Source organism: Arthrobacter sp. T2-23, assembly GCF_055398325.1.
In genome coordinates, this window is sequence record NZ_AP027917.1 from 865,245 (window position 1) to 881,029 (window position 15,785).

At 68.6% G+C, this 15,785-nt stretch carries 14 protein-coding genes and 1 pseudogene; all 15 read right to left on the reverse strand.

Going from position 1 to position 15,785, the window contains the following annotated elements; translation table 11 throughout:
- Nucleotides 1–3: 3 nt before the first annotated feature.
- The 15 genes and pseudogenes from ACZ5Z0_RS04020 to ACZ5Z0_RS04090 all read right to left on the reverse strand — a co-directional run bounded on the left by ACZ5Z0_RS04020 (nt 4) and on the right by ACZ5Z0_RS04090 (nt 15,780).
- Nucleotides 4–1,815, reverse strand: coding sequence for a proline--tRNA ligase (locus ACZ5Z0_RS04020; RefSeq protein WP_464109990.1), 1,812 nt, complete (start codon nt 1,813–1,815; stop codon nt 4–6).
- Nucleotides 1,816–2,192: 377 nt separating this feature from the next.
- Nucleotides 2,193–3,086 (reverse strand): GNAT family N-acetyltransferase, encoded by an 894-nt coding sequence (locus ACZ5Z0_RS04025; protein WP_464110706.1) that lies wholly within the window; start codon nt 3,084–3,086, stop codon nt 2,193–2,195.
- A complete protein-coding gene (gene ispG / locus ACZ5Z0_RS04030) occupies nt 3,049–4,215 on the reverse strand; it encodes a flavodoxin-dependent (E)-4-hydroxy-3-methylbut-2-enyl-diphosphate synthase (RefSeq protein ID WP_138769799.1) in 1,167 nt (388 codons plus the stop codon). Before ispG ends, ACZ5Z0_RS04025 begins: the two co-directional genes overlap by 38 nt.
- Nucleotides 4,216–4,275: 60 nt before the next feature.
- The gene (locus ACZ5Z0_RS04035; RefSeq protein WP_464109991.1) at nt 4,276–4,569 is read right to left on the reverse strand and encodes a YciI family protein; all 294 of its coding nucleotides are present in this window, start codon (nt 4,567–4,569) and stop codon (nt 4,276–4,278) included.
- 28 nt (nt 4,570–4,597) lie between these two features.
- Nucleotides 4,598–5,083 carry a hypothetical protein gene (locus tag ACZ5Z0_RS04040; protein ID WP_464109992.1) on the reverse strand — a complete coding sequence of 162 codons (486 nt, stop codon included), beginning with the start codon at nt 5,081–5,083 and terminating at the stop codon, nt 4,598–4,600.
- Nucleotides 5,080–5,805 (reverse strand): MarR family transcriptional regulator, encoded by a 726-nt coding sequence (locus ACZ5Z0_RS04045; protein WP_464109993.1) that lies wholly within the window; start codon nt 5,803–5,805, stop codon nt 5,080–5,082. The genes ACZ5Z0_RS04040 and ACZ5Z0_RS04045 overlap by 4 nt, the downstream gene beginning before the upstream one ends.
- Before the next feature lie 120 nt (nt 5,806–5,925).
- A complete protein-coding gene (locus ACZ5Z0_RS04050) occupies nt 5,926–7,257 on the reverse strand; it encodes a M50 family metallopeptidase (protein ID WP_464109994.1) in 1,332 nt (443 codons plus the stop codon).
- A 40-nt stretch (nt 7,258–7,297) separates the two neighbouring features.
- The gene (gene dxr / locus ACZ5Z0_RS04055) at nt 7,298–8,482 is read right to left on the reverse strand and encodes a 1-deoxy-D-xylulose-5-phosphate reductoisomerase (RefSeq protein ID WP_464110707.1); all 1,185 of its coding nucleotides are present in this window, start codon (nt 8,480–8,482) and stop codon (nt 7,298–7,300) included.
- Nucleotides 8,483–8,716: 234 nt separating this feature from the next.
- Nucleotides 8,717–9,007, reverse strand: a pseudogene (locus ACZ5Z0_RS04060) (tripartite tricarboxylate transporter permease); the annotation flags it as partial.
- 348 nt (nt 9,008–9,355) lie between these two features.
- Nucleotides 9,356–10,189, reverse strand: coding sequence for an HpcH/HpaI aldolase/citrate lyase family protein (locus tag ACZ5Z0_RS04065; protein WP_464109995.1), 834 nt, complete (start codon nt 10,187–10,189; stop codon nt 9,356–9,358).
- Nucleotides 10,186–10,734, reverse strand: coding sequence for a MaoC family dehydratase (locus ACZ5Z0_RS04070; RefSeq protein WP_464109996.1), 549 nt, complete (start codon nt 10,732–10,734; stop codon nt 10,186–10,188). Before ACZ5Z0_RS04070 ends, ACZ5Z0_RS04065 begins: the two co-directional genes overlap by 4 nt.
- Nucleotides 10,731–11,492: a CoA transferase subunit B gene (locus tag ACZ5Z0_RS04075; protein ID WP_464109997.1), complete on the reverse strand. Its 762-nt coding sequence runs from the start codon at nt 11,490–11,492 to the stop codon at nt 10,731–10,733. The genes ACZ5Z0_RS04070 and ACZ5Z0_RS04075 overlap by 4 nt, the downstream gene beginning before the upstream one ends.
- Nucleotides 11,493–11,494: 2 nt before the next feature.
- Nucleotides 11,495–12,322 carry a CoA transferase subunit A gene (locus tag ACZ5Z0_RS04080; protein ID WP_464109998.1) on the reverse strand — a complete coding sequence of 276 codons (828 nt, stop codon included), beginning with the start codon at nt 12,320–12,322 and terminating at the stop codon, nt 11,495–11,497.
- Between the two features lie 20 nt (nt 12,323–12,342).
- The gene (locus tag ACZ5Z0_RS04085; protein ID WP_464109999.1) at nt 12,343–13,506 is read right to left on the reverse strand and encodes an acyl-CoA dehydrogenase family protein; all 1,164 of its coding nucleotides are present in this window, start codon (nt 13,504–13,506) and stop codon (nt 12,343–12,345) included.
- 69 nt (nt 13,507–13,575) lie between these two features.
- Entirely contained in the window at nt 13,576–15,780 is a 2,205-nt protein-coding gene (locus ACZ5Z0_RS04090; RefSeq protein WP_464110000.1) for an acetyl/propionyl/methylcrotonyl-CoA carboxylase subunit alpha, read from the reverse strand.
- Nucleotides 15,781–15,785 lie beyond the last annotated feature (5 nt).

Genomic DNA, 15,785 nt, shown 5'->3' on the forward strand with positions numbered 1-15,785 from the left:
GCGTCAGTTGTTGCGGACGGCGTTGACCACGTAGGCCACCGCCTTGTCCACGGCCACGTTCTCGGCTTCGCCGCTGCGGCGGTCCTTGATCTCCACGACGCCGTCCACCAGACCGCGCCCGACGGCGAGGATGGTGGGCACACCAACGAGTTCGGCGTCGCCGAACTTCACGCCCGGAGAGACCTTGGGGCGGTCGTCGTAGATGACCTCGAGGCCGGCGGCCTCCAATTCCAGGGCCAGCTTCTCCGCGGCGGCGAAGATTTCCTCGCCGCGGCCCACCGCGACGACGTGGACGTCGGCCGGGGCGACGGCGCGGGGCCAGACGAGCCCCTTCTCGTCGTGGTTCGACTCGGCCAGGGCCGCGACCGCGCGGGTGACGCCGACGCCGTAGGAGCCCATGGTGACAACGACCTGCTTGCCGTTCTGGTCCAGGACCTTGAGGTCCAGGGCCTCGGCGTATTTGCGGCCGAGCTGGAAGATGTGGCCCATCTCGATCCCGCGGGCGGTCTCCAGCGGGCCCGAGCCGTCGGGGGCCTCGTCGCCGGCGCGCACCTCGGTGCACTCGATGACGCCGTCCCAGCCGAAATCGCGGCCGGCGACCAGGCCGAAGACATGCTTGCCGGCCTCGTTGGCGCCGGTGACCCAGGCGGACCCGCTGACAACCCGGGGGTCCACGAGGTAGAGCAGCTTCGCGGCGCCCTCGGAGCCCAGCAGGGGCGCATCCAGGGACAGGCCCGGGCCGAGGTAGCCCTTGACGATGAGGGGCTGCTTCTTGAGGTCTTCCTCGTTCGCGGCCTCGAGCGTGATTTCGCCGGCGATGGGCAGGAAGGAGCCGATGTTCGCTTCGACGCGCTTGAGGTCCACGCCGCGGTCGCCCGGCACGCCGATGACGACGAGCTGGCGCTCACCGGTGGGCAGCGTCACGGCGAGGACGACGTTCTTGAGGGTGTCGGCGGCGGTCCAGGCGCCGCCGTCGGCCTCGCTGCGGGGCAGCAGGGCGTTGGCGGCGTCGACGAGCGTGTCGATCGTCGGGGTGTCCGGGGTGTCCCGGACTTCCGCGGCCGGGGCGTCGGAATAGTCGATGTCCGCGGGGACCACCGTGGTGACGGCCTCGACGTTGGCCGCGTAGCCGCCGGCGGAGCGCACGAAGGTGTCTTCACCGATTTCGGTCGGGTGCAGGAATTCCTCGCTCTTGGACCCGCCCATGGCGCCAGCCGTGGCTGTGACCGGGACGACCTCCAGGCCGAGGCGCGAGAAGATCTTCAGGTAGGCGCTGCGGTGCGCGGCGTAGCTGGCGTCCAGGCCGGCGTCGTCGACGTCGAAGGAGTAGGAGTCCTTCATGATGAACTCGCGGCCGCGCAGCAGGCCCGCCCGCGGACGGGCCTCGTCGCGGTACTTGTTCTGGATCTGGTAGATGCTCAGCGGCAGGTCCTTGTACGAGGAGTACAGGTCCTTGACCAGGAGCGTGAACATCTCCTCATGGGTGGGGGCCAGCAGGTAGTCGTTGCCCTTGCGGTCCTGGAGCCGGAAGATGCCCTCGCCGTATTCGGTCCAGCGGTTGGTCGCCTCATAGGGCTCCTTGGGCAGCAGCGCCGGGAAATGGACTTCCTGGGCGCCGATGGCGGTCATTTCCTCGCGGATGATCTGCTCCACCCGGCGCAGGACGCTCAGGCCCAGTGGCAGCCAGGTGTAGATGCCCGGGGCCGCGCGGCGGATGTAGCCGGCCCGGACCAGCAACCGGTGGCTGGCCACTTCGGCGTCGGCGGGGTCTTCACGAAGGGTGCGCAGGAACAGCTTGGAGAGTCGAAGGACCACTGGAGGGGTATCCGTTTCTGAGGAAGTGCGGGGCGTGCTGGGTGTTTACGAAATTGTCCAGCTACTAATCTACCGTCTCGCCGCGCACCGGATTCCCGTCTCAAATGGAAGAGCCACGCCATGACGCGGAAGCCCCTGGCCGTTTCCGGCTGGTCATCCCGTGATGGCGTGGCCCCTGCGTCCCCAGTGCCGCTAAGTCCAAGGCTGCCGGTCTAGCTGATCCTGCCCTTTCGGACGGTACCTGCAGCCAATGGTTCGATCCTCCCTGAGACCGCACGCGCCTGCTCGGCGCGGCTAGCTAGAACCTATGCGATCCGGGCCGTCAAAACAAGAGTTTGCAACCACATTTCTGTCAACATTGTGTGTCAAGAAGGTGTCTAAAAAAGCACGGTTGCGAACGTTCCCACCTGGTGGAAGCCAACGCGCTCATAACTGGCCCGGGCACGCGTATTAAAGTCGTTGACGTAGAGGCTGGTGACCGGCGCCAACGTCTGGGCAAGGACCACCACAGCGGCCATGTAGCCGGAGCTCAGGCCCAGTCCGCGGAACGCCGGGTCCATCCAGACGCCCTGCACCTGCGTCACTTCCGGAGTGACCGCACCGAGTTCGGCCTTGAACACCACTTCGCGGTCCTGGCCCAGATGGACCAGCGAGTGGCCGGCCCGGATCAGGCCTTTGACCCGGCGGCTGTAGTACTCGCGGCCGCCCAGGTACGGGGAGTAGCCCACTTCCTCCTCGAACATGGCCGCGCAGGCTGGCAGGATCCGGTCGAAGTCAGCGAGGTGGCCGAAGCCAAGAGCGGGGTTGGGCTCCAGCAGGGGCGGCCCGGAGATGGCCAGGAGCGGCTGGTTCCCCCGGATTTCCTGGGCGTCGTGGCCCAATTGCTCCATCGCCGCGTAGATGGCCTGGACCGTCTCCGCCGGTCCGAAAATCGAGGCGTAGCGGCGGCCCGAGCGGTGGGCCGCCGCCGCCACGAGGCCGGCGAACTCCGGATCCAGCTGGACCGGCACCAGGTTGGCGCCGGCCCAGCAAGCCCCGAGCAGCACCCCGCCGTCGAACACGCCGAAGATGCTGGCGCCGCCGGCGGTGGGAGACGCCGTGCCGGCGGTCTCAAGGTGGGACAGGATAAAGACGTTGGCGACGGCGTCCTGCCGGGCGAGGTCCAGCAGGGCACCGGTGTCCGCGCCGGTCAGGATCCGGACGTCTTGTCCGGCAGCCGCGCCGGCGCCGTCCCTACGAGACGCTAACCACGGGGCTACCCTGGACAGCATCTTCGCCATCAGACTCCCCCATCTCTTCTGCGAGACGCATGGCCTCTTCGATCAGTGTCTCAACGATCTGGTCCTCGGGGACGGTCTTGATGACCTCGCCCTTGACGAAGATTTGCCCCTTGCCGTTGCCGGACGCCACGCCGAGGTCCGCTTCACGGGCTTCCCCGGGACCGTTGACCACGCAGCCCATGACGGCGACGCGCAGCGGGACCTCCATGCCCTCGAGGCCTGCCGTGACTTGCTCGGCGAGCGTGTAGACGTCCACCTGGGCGCGGCCGCAGGACGGGCAGGAGACAATTTCGAGCTTGCGCGGACGCAGGTTCAGTGACTGCAGGATCTGGTTTCCCACCTTGATTTCCTCCACCGGCGGGGCCGAGAGCGAAACCCGGATGGTGTCGCCGATGCCGCGCGAGAGCAGCGCGCCGAAAGCGGTGGCGGACTTGATGGTGCCCTGGAACGCCGGACCGGCCTCGGTCACGCCGAGGTGCAGGGGCCAGTCGCCCTTCTCCGCGAGCATCTCGTAGGCCGCGACCATGATGACAGGGTCGTTGTGCTTGACCGAGATCTTGAAATCGTGGAAGCCGTGCTCTTCGAACAGCGAGGCCTCCCAGACTGCGGACTCCACGAGGGCTTCCGGGGTGGCCTTGCCGTACTTCTTGAGAATGCCCGGCTCCAGCGAACCGGCGTTTACGCCGATCCGGATCGAGGTGCCGTGGTCCTTGGCGGCGCGGGCGATTTCCTTGACCTGGTCATCGAACTTGCGGATGTTGCCGGGGTTGACGCGGACGGCCGCGCAGCCCGCCTCAATGGCGGCGAAGACGTACTTCGGCTGGAAGTGGATGTCCGCGATCACCGGGATCTGCGACTTCCGGGCGATGATCGGCAGCGCCTCGGCATCGTCGGCGGACGGGCAGGCGACACGGACAATGTCGCAGCCGGACGCTGTCAGTTCGGCGATCTGCTGCAGGGTGGCGTTGATGTCCGTGGTCGGAGTCGTCGTCATCGACTGCACGCTGATCGGCGAGTCGGAGCCGACGCCGACCGAACCCACCTTGATCTGGCGGGTCTTTCGGCGGGGGGCAAGAACGGGGGGCGGTGCCGATGGCATTCCCAGGCTGACCGAGGTCACGTGGACTCCTCTTTGGATCGAATTCTAGGTCGAAGATCGATGGCGGGTGGGCGGAGCGGGCTAGGCCGCGTGCTCGGCCAGCAGGCCGGTCAGCGGGGCCCAAACCATCGTGCGGGTGCCGGAGATGGCGCCTGCACCGGCGAAAGGGTCCTGCTTGAGGATTTCGTTGAGGGCTTGTTCGTCGGCCGCCTTGAAGATCAGCAGCGCGCCGGCGCCGTCCGAGTACGGACCGCTGGCCAGGAGCGTGCCTTCCTCGGCTAGTCCCGCGGTCCATTCGCGGTGGGCGGGCCGGGTGGCGTCGCGGGTTTCGGCGGATTCGGCGTCGTAAACGTACTCAACAGCAAAAACAGTCATACGGATACCCTATCGCCTGTCCGGGGCGTCAGCCGAGGAGGAGCACCTTGGCCAGGGCGGCGACCCCGGCCGCCCAGAGCAGCGAGGTGAGGGTGCCGATGATGAACCGTTCGGCCGCCACCGGTGTTTCCTTGAGCTCGGCGAAGCGCCCCAGGCCCTTGATCGCGACCACATAGGCGATGGCGACAGGCTGGCCCGTCAGGACGGCCACGCAGACCGCCAGGCGCTCGAGGACGCCGATGATTGCGCCGCCGCGGAGTATCCGGGGGCTGCTGACGGAGGCGTCTGCCGCGCCGGCTGTCCCGGCCGTGGTGGTGACAGCGGATCCGGCGGTGACAGCGGGGTCAACGGGGGCATCGGCCGCAGGGTCAGTGGCCGGGTCCGCTGCGCTGGCGGCGTCGGCGGCGTCGGCCCGGTCGTCGATGGTCCGGGCGAGCCTGAAGACGAGGGCGGTCACCGGCCAGCCGGCAAAACCTGCAGTGAGCAGGGCCAGGGTGATCCAAAGAGCGTTCACCGGTCTCCTTCTGTGCTGTCCCGGGGGCGGGGATCCGGCTGCTCCGCGGCGTCGGGGTTGCCGGTGATGAGTCCGTGGGCCAATGACAGCAGCATTTCCACCGCCGGCCTCGCGGCCCATTCTTCCTGCCAACCGGAGCGCAGCAGCGCACGGCTCACCGATTGCTCGGTGATTCCGAGTTTTTGGGCGGCGATTTTCTGCGTGCCGTGCGTGCCGGCATGGCCGTGCTGTACGGAACGCAGCGCATCCACCACCTTCCACTGGGCGGCGGTCCGGTCCTGGACGAGCCGGCCGATCAGGCGCAGCACGGCCTCGGCATTGGCGCAGGCGCGAGCGCCGGCTGACCCGGCGGGCTGCACAGCCTCTCCCCTGCGCAGCCCGCCGGAGACGACGGCGACCGGCACATGCGCGGAGCCGGACTTGGCACTCTCGACGGCCGCCCGCGCCGCCACGAAGGCAGGACCGGAACCCTCCCGGGGGCTGGCCGGCAGGGGCAGGTCCACGGCACCCACCCCGATTCCCACATACCAGCGGCCGCTCCGGAGGGCGTGCAGGGCAATCCCGACGACTTCCTCGGGCCGCTCCACGACCCCCTGGACCTCGTCGCCCACCGAGCGCTCAAAGCGCCCGGCCGTGGAGAGCCCCTTCAACTCGGCGAGCAGGCCCGGGACGCGGTCGATGTCGGCGCTGCTGCCGCGCTGGTCGATGGTCATCACGTACATAGCCCCCACCTTAGGGGGCTGATCCCAGAGAATCAATCGTTTTAAACTGATTATTCAAAATAAGCCTAAAAGGGCTGATACTTCAAACTCACCCTGCCGGGGTTGCCCGGGGCGCCCGGCTTAGCCGAAGAGGTTGACCGGTTTGACGATGTCCGCGTAGATCAGCAGCGCGGACATGCCCATCAGCAGCACGGCCACGACGTAGGTGACCGGCAGCAGCTTTGCGATGTCGAAGGCGCCCGGGTCCGGCCGGCCGAGCAGCTTGGCGATCCGTCGGCGCGCCCCCTCGTAGAGCGCCCCGGCGACGTGGCCGCCGTCGAGCGGCAGCAGCGGGACGAGGTTGAACACGGCCAGGGCGAAGTTCAGCCCGGCGAGCAGCCCCACCAGGGCGGCCAGCCGGCTCTGCAGCGGCACCTGTTCCATGGCAGCGACCTCGCCGGCCACCCGGCCCACGCCGACGACGCTGATGGGACCGTTGGGGTCGCGCGGCTCCTCGCTGAAGGCTGCCTGGGCCACGCCGGCCACGCGGGCCGGGAGGTTCACGACGACACCGGCGATCTGCTTGATATTCTCGCCGGCCAGCGGCAGCACGGCCGTCGCCGGTTGCTGCACGAGGGCCGTCTGGGCCCCGATCCCGAGGAAGCCGACGTCCTGGTAGCGGGGCTTGCCCGCGGCATCCTTGGCCTGCCGGCCGTCCTCGCCAACCACCGGCCGGGCGGACAGGACAGGAGTGACCGTGGTGGTGACGGGGGCGCCGTCGCGCTCCACGATGATAGTGACCTGCTTGCCCGCCGAGGCGCGGATCCAGCCGGTGAGCTCGTCCCAGCTGGTGACGGCCCTGCCGTCAAACGAGGTGATCCGGTCGCCCGGCTTGAGGCCGGCGGCGGCTGCGGGGGTGAGTTTGCAGTCGGCGGAGTTCGGGTCGACGGTCTGGCCGGCCTGGACCTGGCATTTGGAGACGTCGGCGATGGTGGTGGTGGAGCTCGCCACGCCGAAGCCCATCAGCAGCACGGCGGTCAGCACCACTCCGATCAGCAGGTTCATCGCGGGGCCGCCCAGCATGATCATGATCTTCTTCCAGACCGGCAGCCGGTAGAAGACCCGGTTCGCGTCCTCGGGGCCGACTTCCTCATGCGCCAGGGAGCGGGCGTCGGTGGCGAGGGACTGGAACATTCCGGTGCTGGAGGGCCGGACGCTGCCGTCGGTCTTGTTCGGCGGGTACATCCCGATCATGGAGACGAAGCCGCCGAGCGGGATCGCCTTCAGGCCGTATTCGGTTTCGCCCCGGCGCCGGGACCAGACGGTGGGCCCGAAGCCGATCATGTACTTCGTGACGCGCACCTTGAAGAGCTTGGCCGGGACCAGGTGCCCGACCTCGTGCAGGGCAATGGACACGGCGATGCCGATCGCCACGAAGACGACACCGAGGATAAAGAGGACAACGGGGCTCATGCTGGGCTTTGCTTCTTCCTGGGCACGGGTGGGCTACTTCTTAGGCACTTCCAACGGCCAAACGTTCAAGGGTCCGCGCCCGTGCCCATTGTTCAGCATCCAGCACGGATTCGACCGTCAGCCCGGAGGATCCTGAGTGCCCGCTGAGGACGGCTTCGATCGTATCGACAATCTCGGTGAAGCGGATCCGGCCGGCGTGGAAGGCCATCACCGCCTCCTCGTTCGCGGCGTTGAACACGGCGGGGAAGGTGCTTCCCTGCCGGGCGGCCTCCTTAGCCAGACCGACGGCGGGGAACGCCCGGGTATCCAGCGGCTCGAAGGTCCAGCTGGTGGCCTTGGTCCAGTCGCAGGGCTGCGCGGCGCCGGCCACCCGGTCCGGCCAGCCGAGGCCGAGGGCGATCGGCAGGCGCATATCCGGCGGGGAGGCCTGCGCAATGGTGGAGCCGTCCACGAACTGGACCATGGAGTGCACCACCGACTGCGGGTGCACGACGACGTCGATCCGGTCCAGCGGGATGTCGAAGAGCAGGTGGGCTTCGATGAGCTCCAAGCCCTTGTTGACCAGGCTCGCGGAGTTGGTCGTGACCATCAGGCCCATGTCCCAGGTGGGGTGCGCCAGCGCTTCCCGGGGCGTGACGTCGCGCAGTTGCTCCCGCGTCATGCCGCGGAACGGGCCACCGGACGCGGTCAGCACCAGCCGGTCCACCTCGGCGGCCGTGCCGGAGCGCAGGCACTGGGCGATCGCGGAGTGCTCAGAGTCGACCGGGACGATCTGGCCCTCGCGGGCAGCGGCCTTGACCAGGGACCCGCCCACGATCAGGGACTCCTTGTTCGCCAACGCCAGCGTGGCGCCGGATTTCAGCGCTGCGAGGGTGGGGGCGAGTCCGATCGAGCCGGTGATGCCGTTGAGCACAACGTCGGCCGGGACTTCAGCGATCCGGGTGGAGGCGTCCGGGCCGGCGATGATCTCCGGCCGGTAGCCGGCGACGCCGGCCGCGCGGGCGGCGTCTCCGATCAGCTGTTGGAGGGCGGCGGCGTCCCCGTTGGCGATGCCGACGGCGCGGGCCCGGGTGTGCACGGCCTGCCGGGCCAGGAGTTCGAGGTTGCCGCCGCCGGCGCTGAGGGCCACGATCTCGAAGAGGTGCGGGGCGCCGTCGACGACGTCGATGGCCTGGGTGCCGATGGAACCGGTGGATCCGAGGAGGACGATTGTGCGCGGCTGCATGGTTCCAGTATCCCGCACCGGAGCGGCCCCGCGTTTCCGTGCGGTCCATCCAGGCACGGCGGCAGGCCGCGGCAGTGTTTCGTTGAGAACACTGCTGCTGCGGCCTGGCGCTGTGGTGGCTAGACGGACACCTCTTCCTTCTCGGTCACCGTTTCCAGGGCGGCCTGCCGGCGGCGCAGCCAGCCACGGCTTCCAGGACCGTTTCCAGTCCTCGTTGGACAGCCAGGCGTTCTTGCCCTTGCTGACCGGGATGACCTCGACCGGGCCGTGCCGGAGCTTGGAGTCGACGTCCAGCGCCTCGCCGAGGGCGAAGAGGCCCACCGCCACGAGGACCATATCGATGCCGTCCACCAGGTTGGGGTTGTCGAAGGTGAACCGCTGCTGGGCCGTGCTGTCATCGATGCCGATCAGGCCGATGAACAGCCCCAGCGCCAGGGACGCTAGCCCGCGCAGCACCGAGGCCCCCAGCAACACGCCCACGGACAGGGGGCAGCGCGGGGCATGTCCAGCTTCGAGCGGCGGCATGGAACATGCTCATTCTTCGGTTTCGTGCACTCAGGCCGCGAGCCACGACGCACCCATTTGACGGACGTGGCCGCTATCAACCCCGCCATAGCGGCCATTCCTGGCGAATCGACGAAGGTCGAACCTCCGGCCCCCAACCCCCTCCCGCGGAATAGGCCAGGGCGCCCCGGAACTCGGCTTGTGCCCAGCGTGCACCCGCTTGACACAGATGGCCGTCATGGGACCCGCCATAGCGGCCATCTGTGGCGAATCGGCGAGCTCCCGGCAGCCAAAGCCCGCCCAGCACCAAGCCAGCGCCCGGCGGACGCCCGGCCTGGGCCCAGCCCACCCCAAGCGGCCGCCTGAAAGCTACCGCCCGGCGCGGCGGAGCGTGGACTCGGCGTGTTTGAGGATGGGCCCGTCGATCATCTTGCCGTGGTACTGGAACACGCCCGTGCCGGCGGCGGCGGCAGCGTCGAGCAGTTCCGTGGCCGCGGCGACGTCGGACTCGGACGGGGCGTAGGCCGCGCGGACCACGGCCACCTGGTTCGGGTGGATGCAGGCCTTGGAGCCGAAGCCGGAGGCGACCGCGTCCCGGGACTCGAGGGCGAGTCCATCGAGGTCCGGGATGTTGACGTACACCGAGTCAACCGCCTCCTTGCCGAAGGCCCGGGCGGCCAGCAGCACTGTGGAGCGGGCGTGCAGCGCCACGGCCCGGTAGCCGCCGTCGTCGTGGCGGCTGGAGGTGCCGCCGAGCGAGGCGAGCAGGTCCTCGGCGCCCCACATCAGGCCCACCACGTTGGGTTCCGCGGCGATCGCGGCGGCGTTGACGATGCCGGCAGCCGTCTCGCACAGAGCGATGACGCTGTAGCCCTCGAGCTCCTTGAGCTGGGCGGCGCTTTCGGCCTTGGCGAGCATCACGTGCCGGTAGGGCGTGTGCTTGAGGCAGTGCAGGTCCTTTTCGAACTCCTCGGTGCCGGCCGGGTTGATCCGGATGATCGTGCGGCTGGGGTCCAGTTCGGGGACGTCCCCGGCGGAGCCGAGCTGGGCGAGGATGGCGCCGCGGGCGCGCTGCTTGTCCGCCGGCGCGACCGCGTCCTCGAGGTCCACGATCACGGCATCGGAGCGCTCGGCTGCCTTCTGGTAGCGCTCGGGGCGGTCGGCGGGGCAGAACAGCAGGGCTGGGCCCATCAGGAAACTCATGACCCTATTGTCCCCTTTTGCGCCGCTTCCGGTGCGGCGGCGTGCGCCTCGCGCGTCCACATCAGACAGCTGCGCGTCGCGAGGGCCACGACGGTGCCGTCCTGGTTCCGGCCGGTGTGCTGCATGGTCACGATCCCTTGGCCGGGCCGGGAGGAGGACAAACGCTTGCCGGTCACCTCGGTCTCCGTGTAGAGCGTGTCCCCGTGGTACAGCGGGTGCGGGAAGGACACATCGGTCAGTCCGAGCTGGGCGATGATGGTGCCCTGGGTGAGCTGCGGGACGGACTGGCCCACCAGGGTGGCGAGGGTGAACATCGAGTTCATCAGCCGCTGCCCGAAGGGCTGCCCGGCGCTCCACGCGGCGTCCAGGTGCAGGGCCTGGGTGTTCATGGTCATGGTGGTGAACAGCACGTTGTCGGTCTCCGTCACGGTCCGGCCGGGCCGGTGGGCGTAGAGGACGCCCTCTTCGAGTTCGTCGAAGTACAGGCCGCGCTGTTCGATCACCCGGCGGCCGCTTCCGGACCCGGGCGTTGCATTCGTTGTCATACCGTCAGTTCCTGGTCTTCCTCGAAAAGTTCGGCACCGGTGGCCGCTGCCACGTCCTCGGCGGTGACGTCGGGGGCCAGCTCCCGCAGCACCAGCCGGGACTTGTCGCCTTCGGTCACGATGTCGATCACGGCGAGGTCGGTGATGATCCGGTCGACGCAGCCCTTGCCCGTCAGGGGCAGGGTGCACCGTTCCACGATCTTCGGATTGCCGTTGCGGTCCACGTGCTCCATCATCACGATGACCTTCTTGGCGCCGAAGACCAGGTCCATCGCCCCGCCCATGCCCTTGACCATCTTGCCGGGGATCATCCAGTTGGCGAGGTCGCCGTTCTGCGCCACCTCCATGGCGCCGAGGACCGCGACGTCGACGTGGCCGCCGCGGATCATGCCGAAGGAGGCGGCGGAGTCGAAGAACGCGGCGCCCTTGTTGACGGTGACGGTCTCCTTGCCGGCGTTGATCAGGTCGGGATCAACCTGGTCCTCCGCCGGGTACGGCCCGACTCCCAGGATGCCGTTCTCCGAGTGCAGGACCACCTCGACCCCGGCCGGGATGTAGTTGGGAATCAGGGTCGGCATGCCGATGCCGAGGTTGACGTACTGGCCGTTCTGCAGCTCCTTCGCCACCCGGGCGGCCAGTTCGTTGCGCGTCCAGCCTTTGCGCTGCTCACCGCCGGCGTGTTCGACGACAGAGCGCCGGTATTCGTGGCGGACCGCCTCGGGCCGGGGCGGCGCGCCCTGCGCGTTGTTCGTCTCCACGGCTAGGCTCCTGACTGCTCTGATGTGCTGGAGGTGGTGCTGGAAGGGATACCGGCAGCGGGAGCTGTCGACCCGGCGGCGGTCACCGCGACCGTGCGTTTTTCGATGCGCTTCTCGGCGTGCGGCGCGAGGACCACGCGCTGGACAAAGATCCCGGGGACGTGGACGTGCTCCGGATCCAACTCGCCGGGCTCCACGAGTTCTTCGACCTCGGCGATGGTGATCTTCCCGGCCATGGCGCAGAGCGGGTTGAAGTTCATCGCGGTGGCGTGGAAGACCAGGTTTCCGTGCCGGTCGCCCTTCCAGGCGTGCACCAGGCCGAAGTCCGGGGTCAGGGCCTCTTCCAGCACGTAGTCGGCGCCGTGGAAGCTGCGGACCTCCTTGGCCGCGGAGGCGATCGCGACGTTCCCGTCGGCGTCGTACTTCTGCGGCAGGCCGCCGTCGGACACCTGGGTGCCGACGCCCGCGGGGGTGTAGAAGGCCGGGATCCCGGCCCCGCCGGCACGCAGTTTCTCCGCGAGCGTGCCCTGCGGGGTGAGGACCACCTCGAGTTCGCCGGCGAGGTACTGCCGCGCGAATTCCTTGTTCTCCCCCACGTAGGAGCTGATAGTGCGGCGGATCCTGCCGTCCTTGAGCAGGATCCCGAGCCCCCAGTCGTCCACGCCGCAGTTGTTGCTCACGGTTTCCAGGTCCGTCGCGCCGTTCTCGTGCAGGGCATCGATCAGGGCCACCGGGATGCCGCACAGCCCGAAACCGCCGACGGCGAGCGAGGCGCCGTCGCGGATGTCCGCGACGGCCTCGGCGGCGCTGGCAACAACTTTGTTGATCATCCCAGGATCCTTCCTGCCGGCTACAGTCCCAGTTCGCGGGCGATCAGCATCAGCTGGACCTCCGTGGTGCCCTCGCCGACTTCAAGGATCTTGGAGTCGCGGTAGTGGCGCGCCACGGTGAATTCGTTGATGAAGCCATAGCCGCCGAACACCTGGGTGGCGTCCCGCGCGTTGTCCATGGCTGCCTCGCCTGCGACCATCTTAGCGATGGCGGCCTGGGTCTTGAACGGCTTGCCGGCGAGCATCCGGGCGGCCGCGTCGTAGTACGCCAGCCGGGCGGTGTGGGCGCGTGCTTCCATCCGGGCGATCTTGAACGCGATGGCCTGGTATTTGCCGATGTTCTGGCCGAAGGCGCTGCGTTCCTTGGCGTATTTCACGGCTTGGTCCACGCAGCCCTGGGCGGCGCCGACGGCGAGTGCGGCGATCGCGATCCGGCCCTCGTCGAGGATGGAGAGGAAGTTCGCGTAGCCGCGGCCGCGGGTGCCGAGCAGGTTTTCCTCGGGGACGCGGACGTTGTCCAGGGTCAGCGGGTGGGTGTCGGAGGCGTTCCAGCCGACCTTGTTGTACGCCTTCTCCGCCGTGAATCCGGGGGTGCCGGCGGGCACCAGGATAGTGGAGATCTCCTTTTTGATGCTGCCGTCCGCGCGTTCCTCCTGGCCGGTCACCGCGGTGACAGTGACGAGCTTGGTGATATCGGTGCCGGAGTTGGTGATGAACTCCTTGTTCCCGTTGATGACCCACTCCCCGCCTTCGAGGCGTGCGGTGGTCTTGGTGCCGCCCGCATCGGACCCGGCCTCGGGCTCGGTCAGGCCGAAGCCGGCGAGCGCCTTGCCGGAGGCGAGCAGCGGCAGCCATTCCTGCTTCTGGGCGTCGTTGCCGAAGCGGTGGATTGGCATGGCTCCGAGGGAGACGCCGGCCTCAAGAGTGATGGCGACCGACTGGTCCACCCGGCCGAGCTGCTCGAGGGCCAGGGCCAGGGCGAAGTAGTCCCCGCCCATGCCGCCGAATTCCTCCGGGAACGGCAGGCCGAACAGGCCCATGTCCGCCATCTGGGAGACGACGTCGTAGGGGAAGCTGTGCTCTTCGTCGTGCTTGGCGGAGACCGGGGCCACCACCTCGTCGGCGAATTCGCGCACGGTGTTGCTGAGGTCCTGGTAGTCCTCGCTGAGTTCAAAATCTGGCATGGGGGTGACTCCTTGGTCGGTGTGTCTATGAAGCTGTGGCTGAGGTCTGGTGCTGAAAGTTGGGGGGTGCTAGTCCGCGGCGCCCATGGCGATCACGGATTCCTCGACGGTGTCCTCCGCTGCGTTGTCCGGCGTCGCCGGCTGGTGCGGGTGGATGGTGGCGAGGACCTGGTCCGCCTTGACGAGGTCGCCGGAGACGACACTGATGTGCACGGTTCCATCGAGGGGGGCCACCAGCTGGTGCTCCATCTTCATGGCCTCCACGGCAAGCAGGACCTGGCCGGCTTCGACGGCGTCGCCGTTGTTGACCGAGACGGAGACTACGGTGCCCGGCATCGGCGAACGCACCGCCGGGTCCGCGGCGCCTTCCTTGCGTTCGACGGCGGCCAGCACCCGGGCGAGCCGGGTTTCGCGGTTGAGCACCTCGAGCCGGCAGGACCAGCCCTCGTTGCCGAGGTAGACGAATCTCGGCGGGTCCTCCCGAGGGAAGTCCTGCCCGGACTGGGCGTGCGCGAACCGCTGCTCGACGCCGTCGAGGTCGAAAAGGATGTTGTCGCTGGAGAGTCCGATCACGGCCACGTCGTGCTCGGGGCCGTCGTCGACCCGGACCCGGGCGCGGCCGAGGTCGATGTTCTCGACGAACGTCACCGCCACTGTGGCGAGCCCACCGCCCGGGGTGCCGAAGCTCATGGTCCACGCTGCGGGGGCGCCCAGGCGCCAGCCCCGGGTGGTGTCCCAGGGGGACCCCACCGTTTGCGGGCCCTCGGCGAGGACCCAGAAGGGCATGGCCGCGGCGATGAGCTCTTTGTCGCCGATGCGGCGGAAGGTGAAGTCCGGCATCTTGCGCTCGATCAGGCCGGTGTCGAGCCGGCCGGCGCGGACGTCGGCGTCGTTGATCAGCATCCGCAGGTATTCGACGTTGGTGTCCACCCCCAGAGCGGTGTATCGGGAGAGGGCCGTGTCCAGCTTCGCCAGGGCCGCGGCCCGGTCCGCGCCGCGGGCGATAACCTTGGCGATCATGGGGTCGTAGTCGCTGGAGATCTCGAGACCCGTAATCAACGAGGAATCGATCCGGATGTCCGGGTCCGCGGCGGGCGGGGTGAAGGACTCCAGGTCATCCAGCGCGGTAAAGATCGTGCCGCGTTCGTCCAGCAGCAGAACCTCTCCCCCGGACGGCAGGAAGTTCTTCTCCGGCACCTCGGCGTAGACGCGGGCCTCCACCGAGTGGCCGGTCAGCACGACGTCGTCCTGCCCGATGGTGAGTTCCTCGCCGGCGGCGATGCGGACCTGCCACTCGACCAGGTCGATGCCGGTGACCATCTCGGTGACTGGGTGCTCGACCTGCAGCCGGGTGTTCATCTCCATGAAGAAGAACTCGTCCGGGGCGTTGTCGGAGACCAGGAACTCCACGGTGCCGGCGCCGGAGTAGTTGACGCTGCGGGCGGCGTTGCAGGCCGCCTCGCCGAGGCGGGCACGGATCCCGGCGCCGTCGGGCAGAGACTCGAGCAGCGGCGACGGTGCTTCCTCGATGACCTTCTGGTGGCGCCGCTGCAGCGAGCACTCACGTTCCCCCAGATGGATGACGTTGCCGTGGTTGTCCGCGAGGACCTGCACCTCGATGTGCCGCGGGGTGACGACGAGCCGTTCCAGGAACAGCGTGTCGTCGCCGAAGGCGCTGGCTGCGACCCGGCGGGCCGTGGCCAGGGTGGCTTCCAGGTCCTCGGCGCGTTCGACAATGTGCATGCCCTTCCCGCCGCCGCCTGCGGAGGGCTTGATCAGGAGCGGGTAGCCGACGCCGGCTGCGGCCCCGATGAGCTGCGCGTCGCTCATGCCGGGTTCGGCGATGCCCGGGACCACGGGGACGCCGTAGCCGGTGACGTGGTTCTTGGAGCGGATCTTGTCGCCCATGACGTTGAGGGATTCGACGCCGGGGCCGATGAACGTGATGCCGGCCCGCTCCAGGGCACGGGCGAAGTCGACGTTCTCACTCAGGAAGCCGTAGCCGGGGTGCACGGCCTCCGCGCCGGTGTCACGGCAGGCCTGGATGATGGCGTCGATCTTGAGGTAGCTCTCGGTGGCGGCCGCCGGGCCGATCCGGACGGCGACGTCGGCCTCCCGCACGTGGCGGGCGCCGGCGTCGGCGTCGGAATAAACGGCCACCGAACGGATCCCCAGGGCACGCAGGGTGCGGATCACGCGGCAGGCGATCTCGCCGCGGTTGGCGACCAGGACGGTGCCGAAGAGCGGCTTCGTGGGTGAGGAAGTAACAGTCACAGTGT

Bases quoted from the DNA above. Each gene is read 5' to 3' on its own strand.
- ACZ5Z0_RS04025 (WP_464110706.1), bottom strand. From the start codon at position 3,086: ATGCTGTCCAGGGTAGCCCCGTGGTTAGCGTCTCGTAGGGACGGCGCC.
- ACZ5Z0_RS04035 (WP_464109991.1), bottom strand. From the start codon at position 4,569: ATGACTGTTTTTGCTGTTGAGTACGTTTACGACGCCGAATCCGCCGAA.
- ACZ5Z0_RS04045 (WP_464109993.1), bottom strand. From the start codon at position 5,805: ATGTACGTGATGACCATCGACCAGCGCGGCAGCAGCGCCGACATCGAC.
- ACZ5Z0_RS04050 (WP_464109994.1), bottom strand. From the start codon at position 7,257: ATGAGCCCCGTTGTCCTCTTTATCCTCGGTGTCGTCTTCGTGGCGATC.
- dxr (WP_464110707.1), bottom strand. From the start codon at position 8,482: ATGCAGCCGCGCACAATCGTCCTCCTCGGATCCACCGGTTCCATCGGC.
- ACZ5Z0_RS04065 (WP_464109995.1), bottom strand. From the start codon at position 10,189: ATGAGTTTCCTGATGGGCCCAGCCCTGCTGTTCTGCCCCGCCGACCGC.
- ACZ5Z0_RS04070 (WP_464109996.1), bottom strand. From the start codon at position 10,734: ATGACAACGAATGCAACGCCCGGGTCCGGAAGCGGCCGCCGGGTGATC.
- ACZ5Z0_RS04080 (WP_464109998.1), bottom strand. From the start codon at position 12,322: ATGATCAACAAAGTTGTTGCCAGCGCCGCCGAGGCCGTCGCGGACATC.
- ACZ5Z0_RS04085 (WP_464109999.1), bottom strand. From the start codon at position 13,506: ATGCCAGATTTTGAACTCAGCGAGGACTACCAGGACCTCAGCAACACC.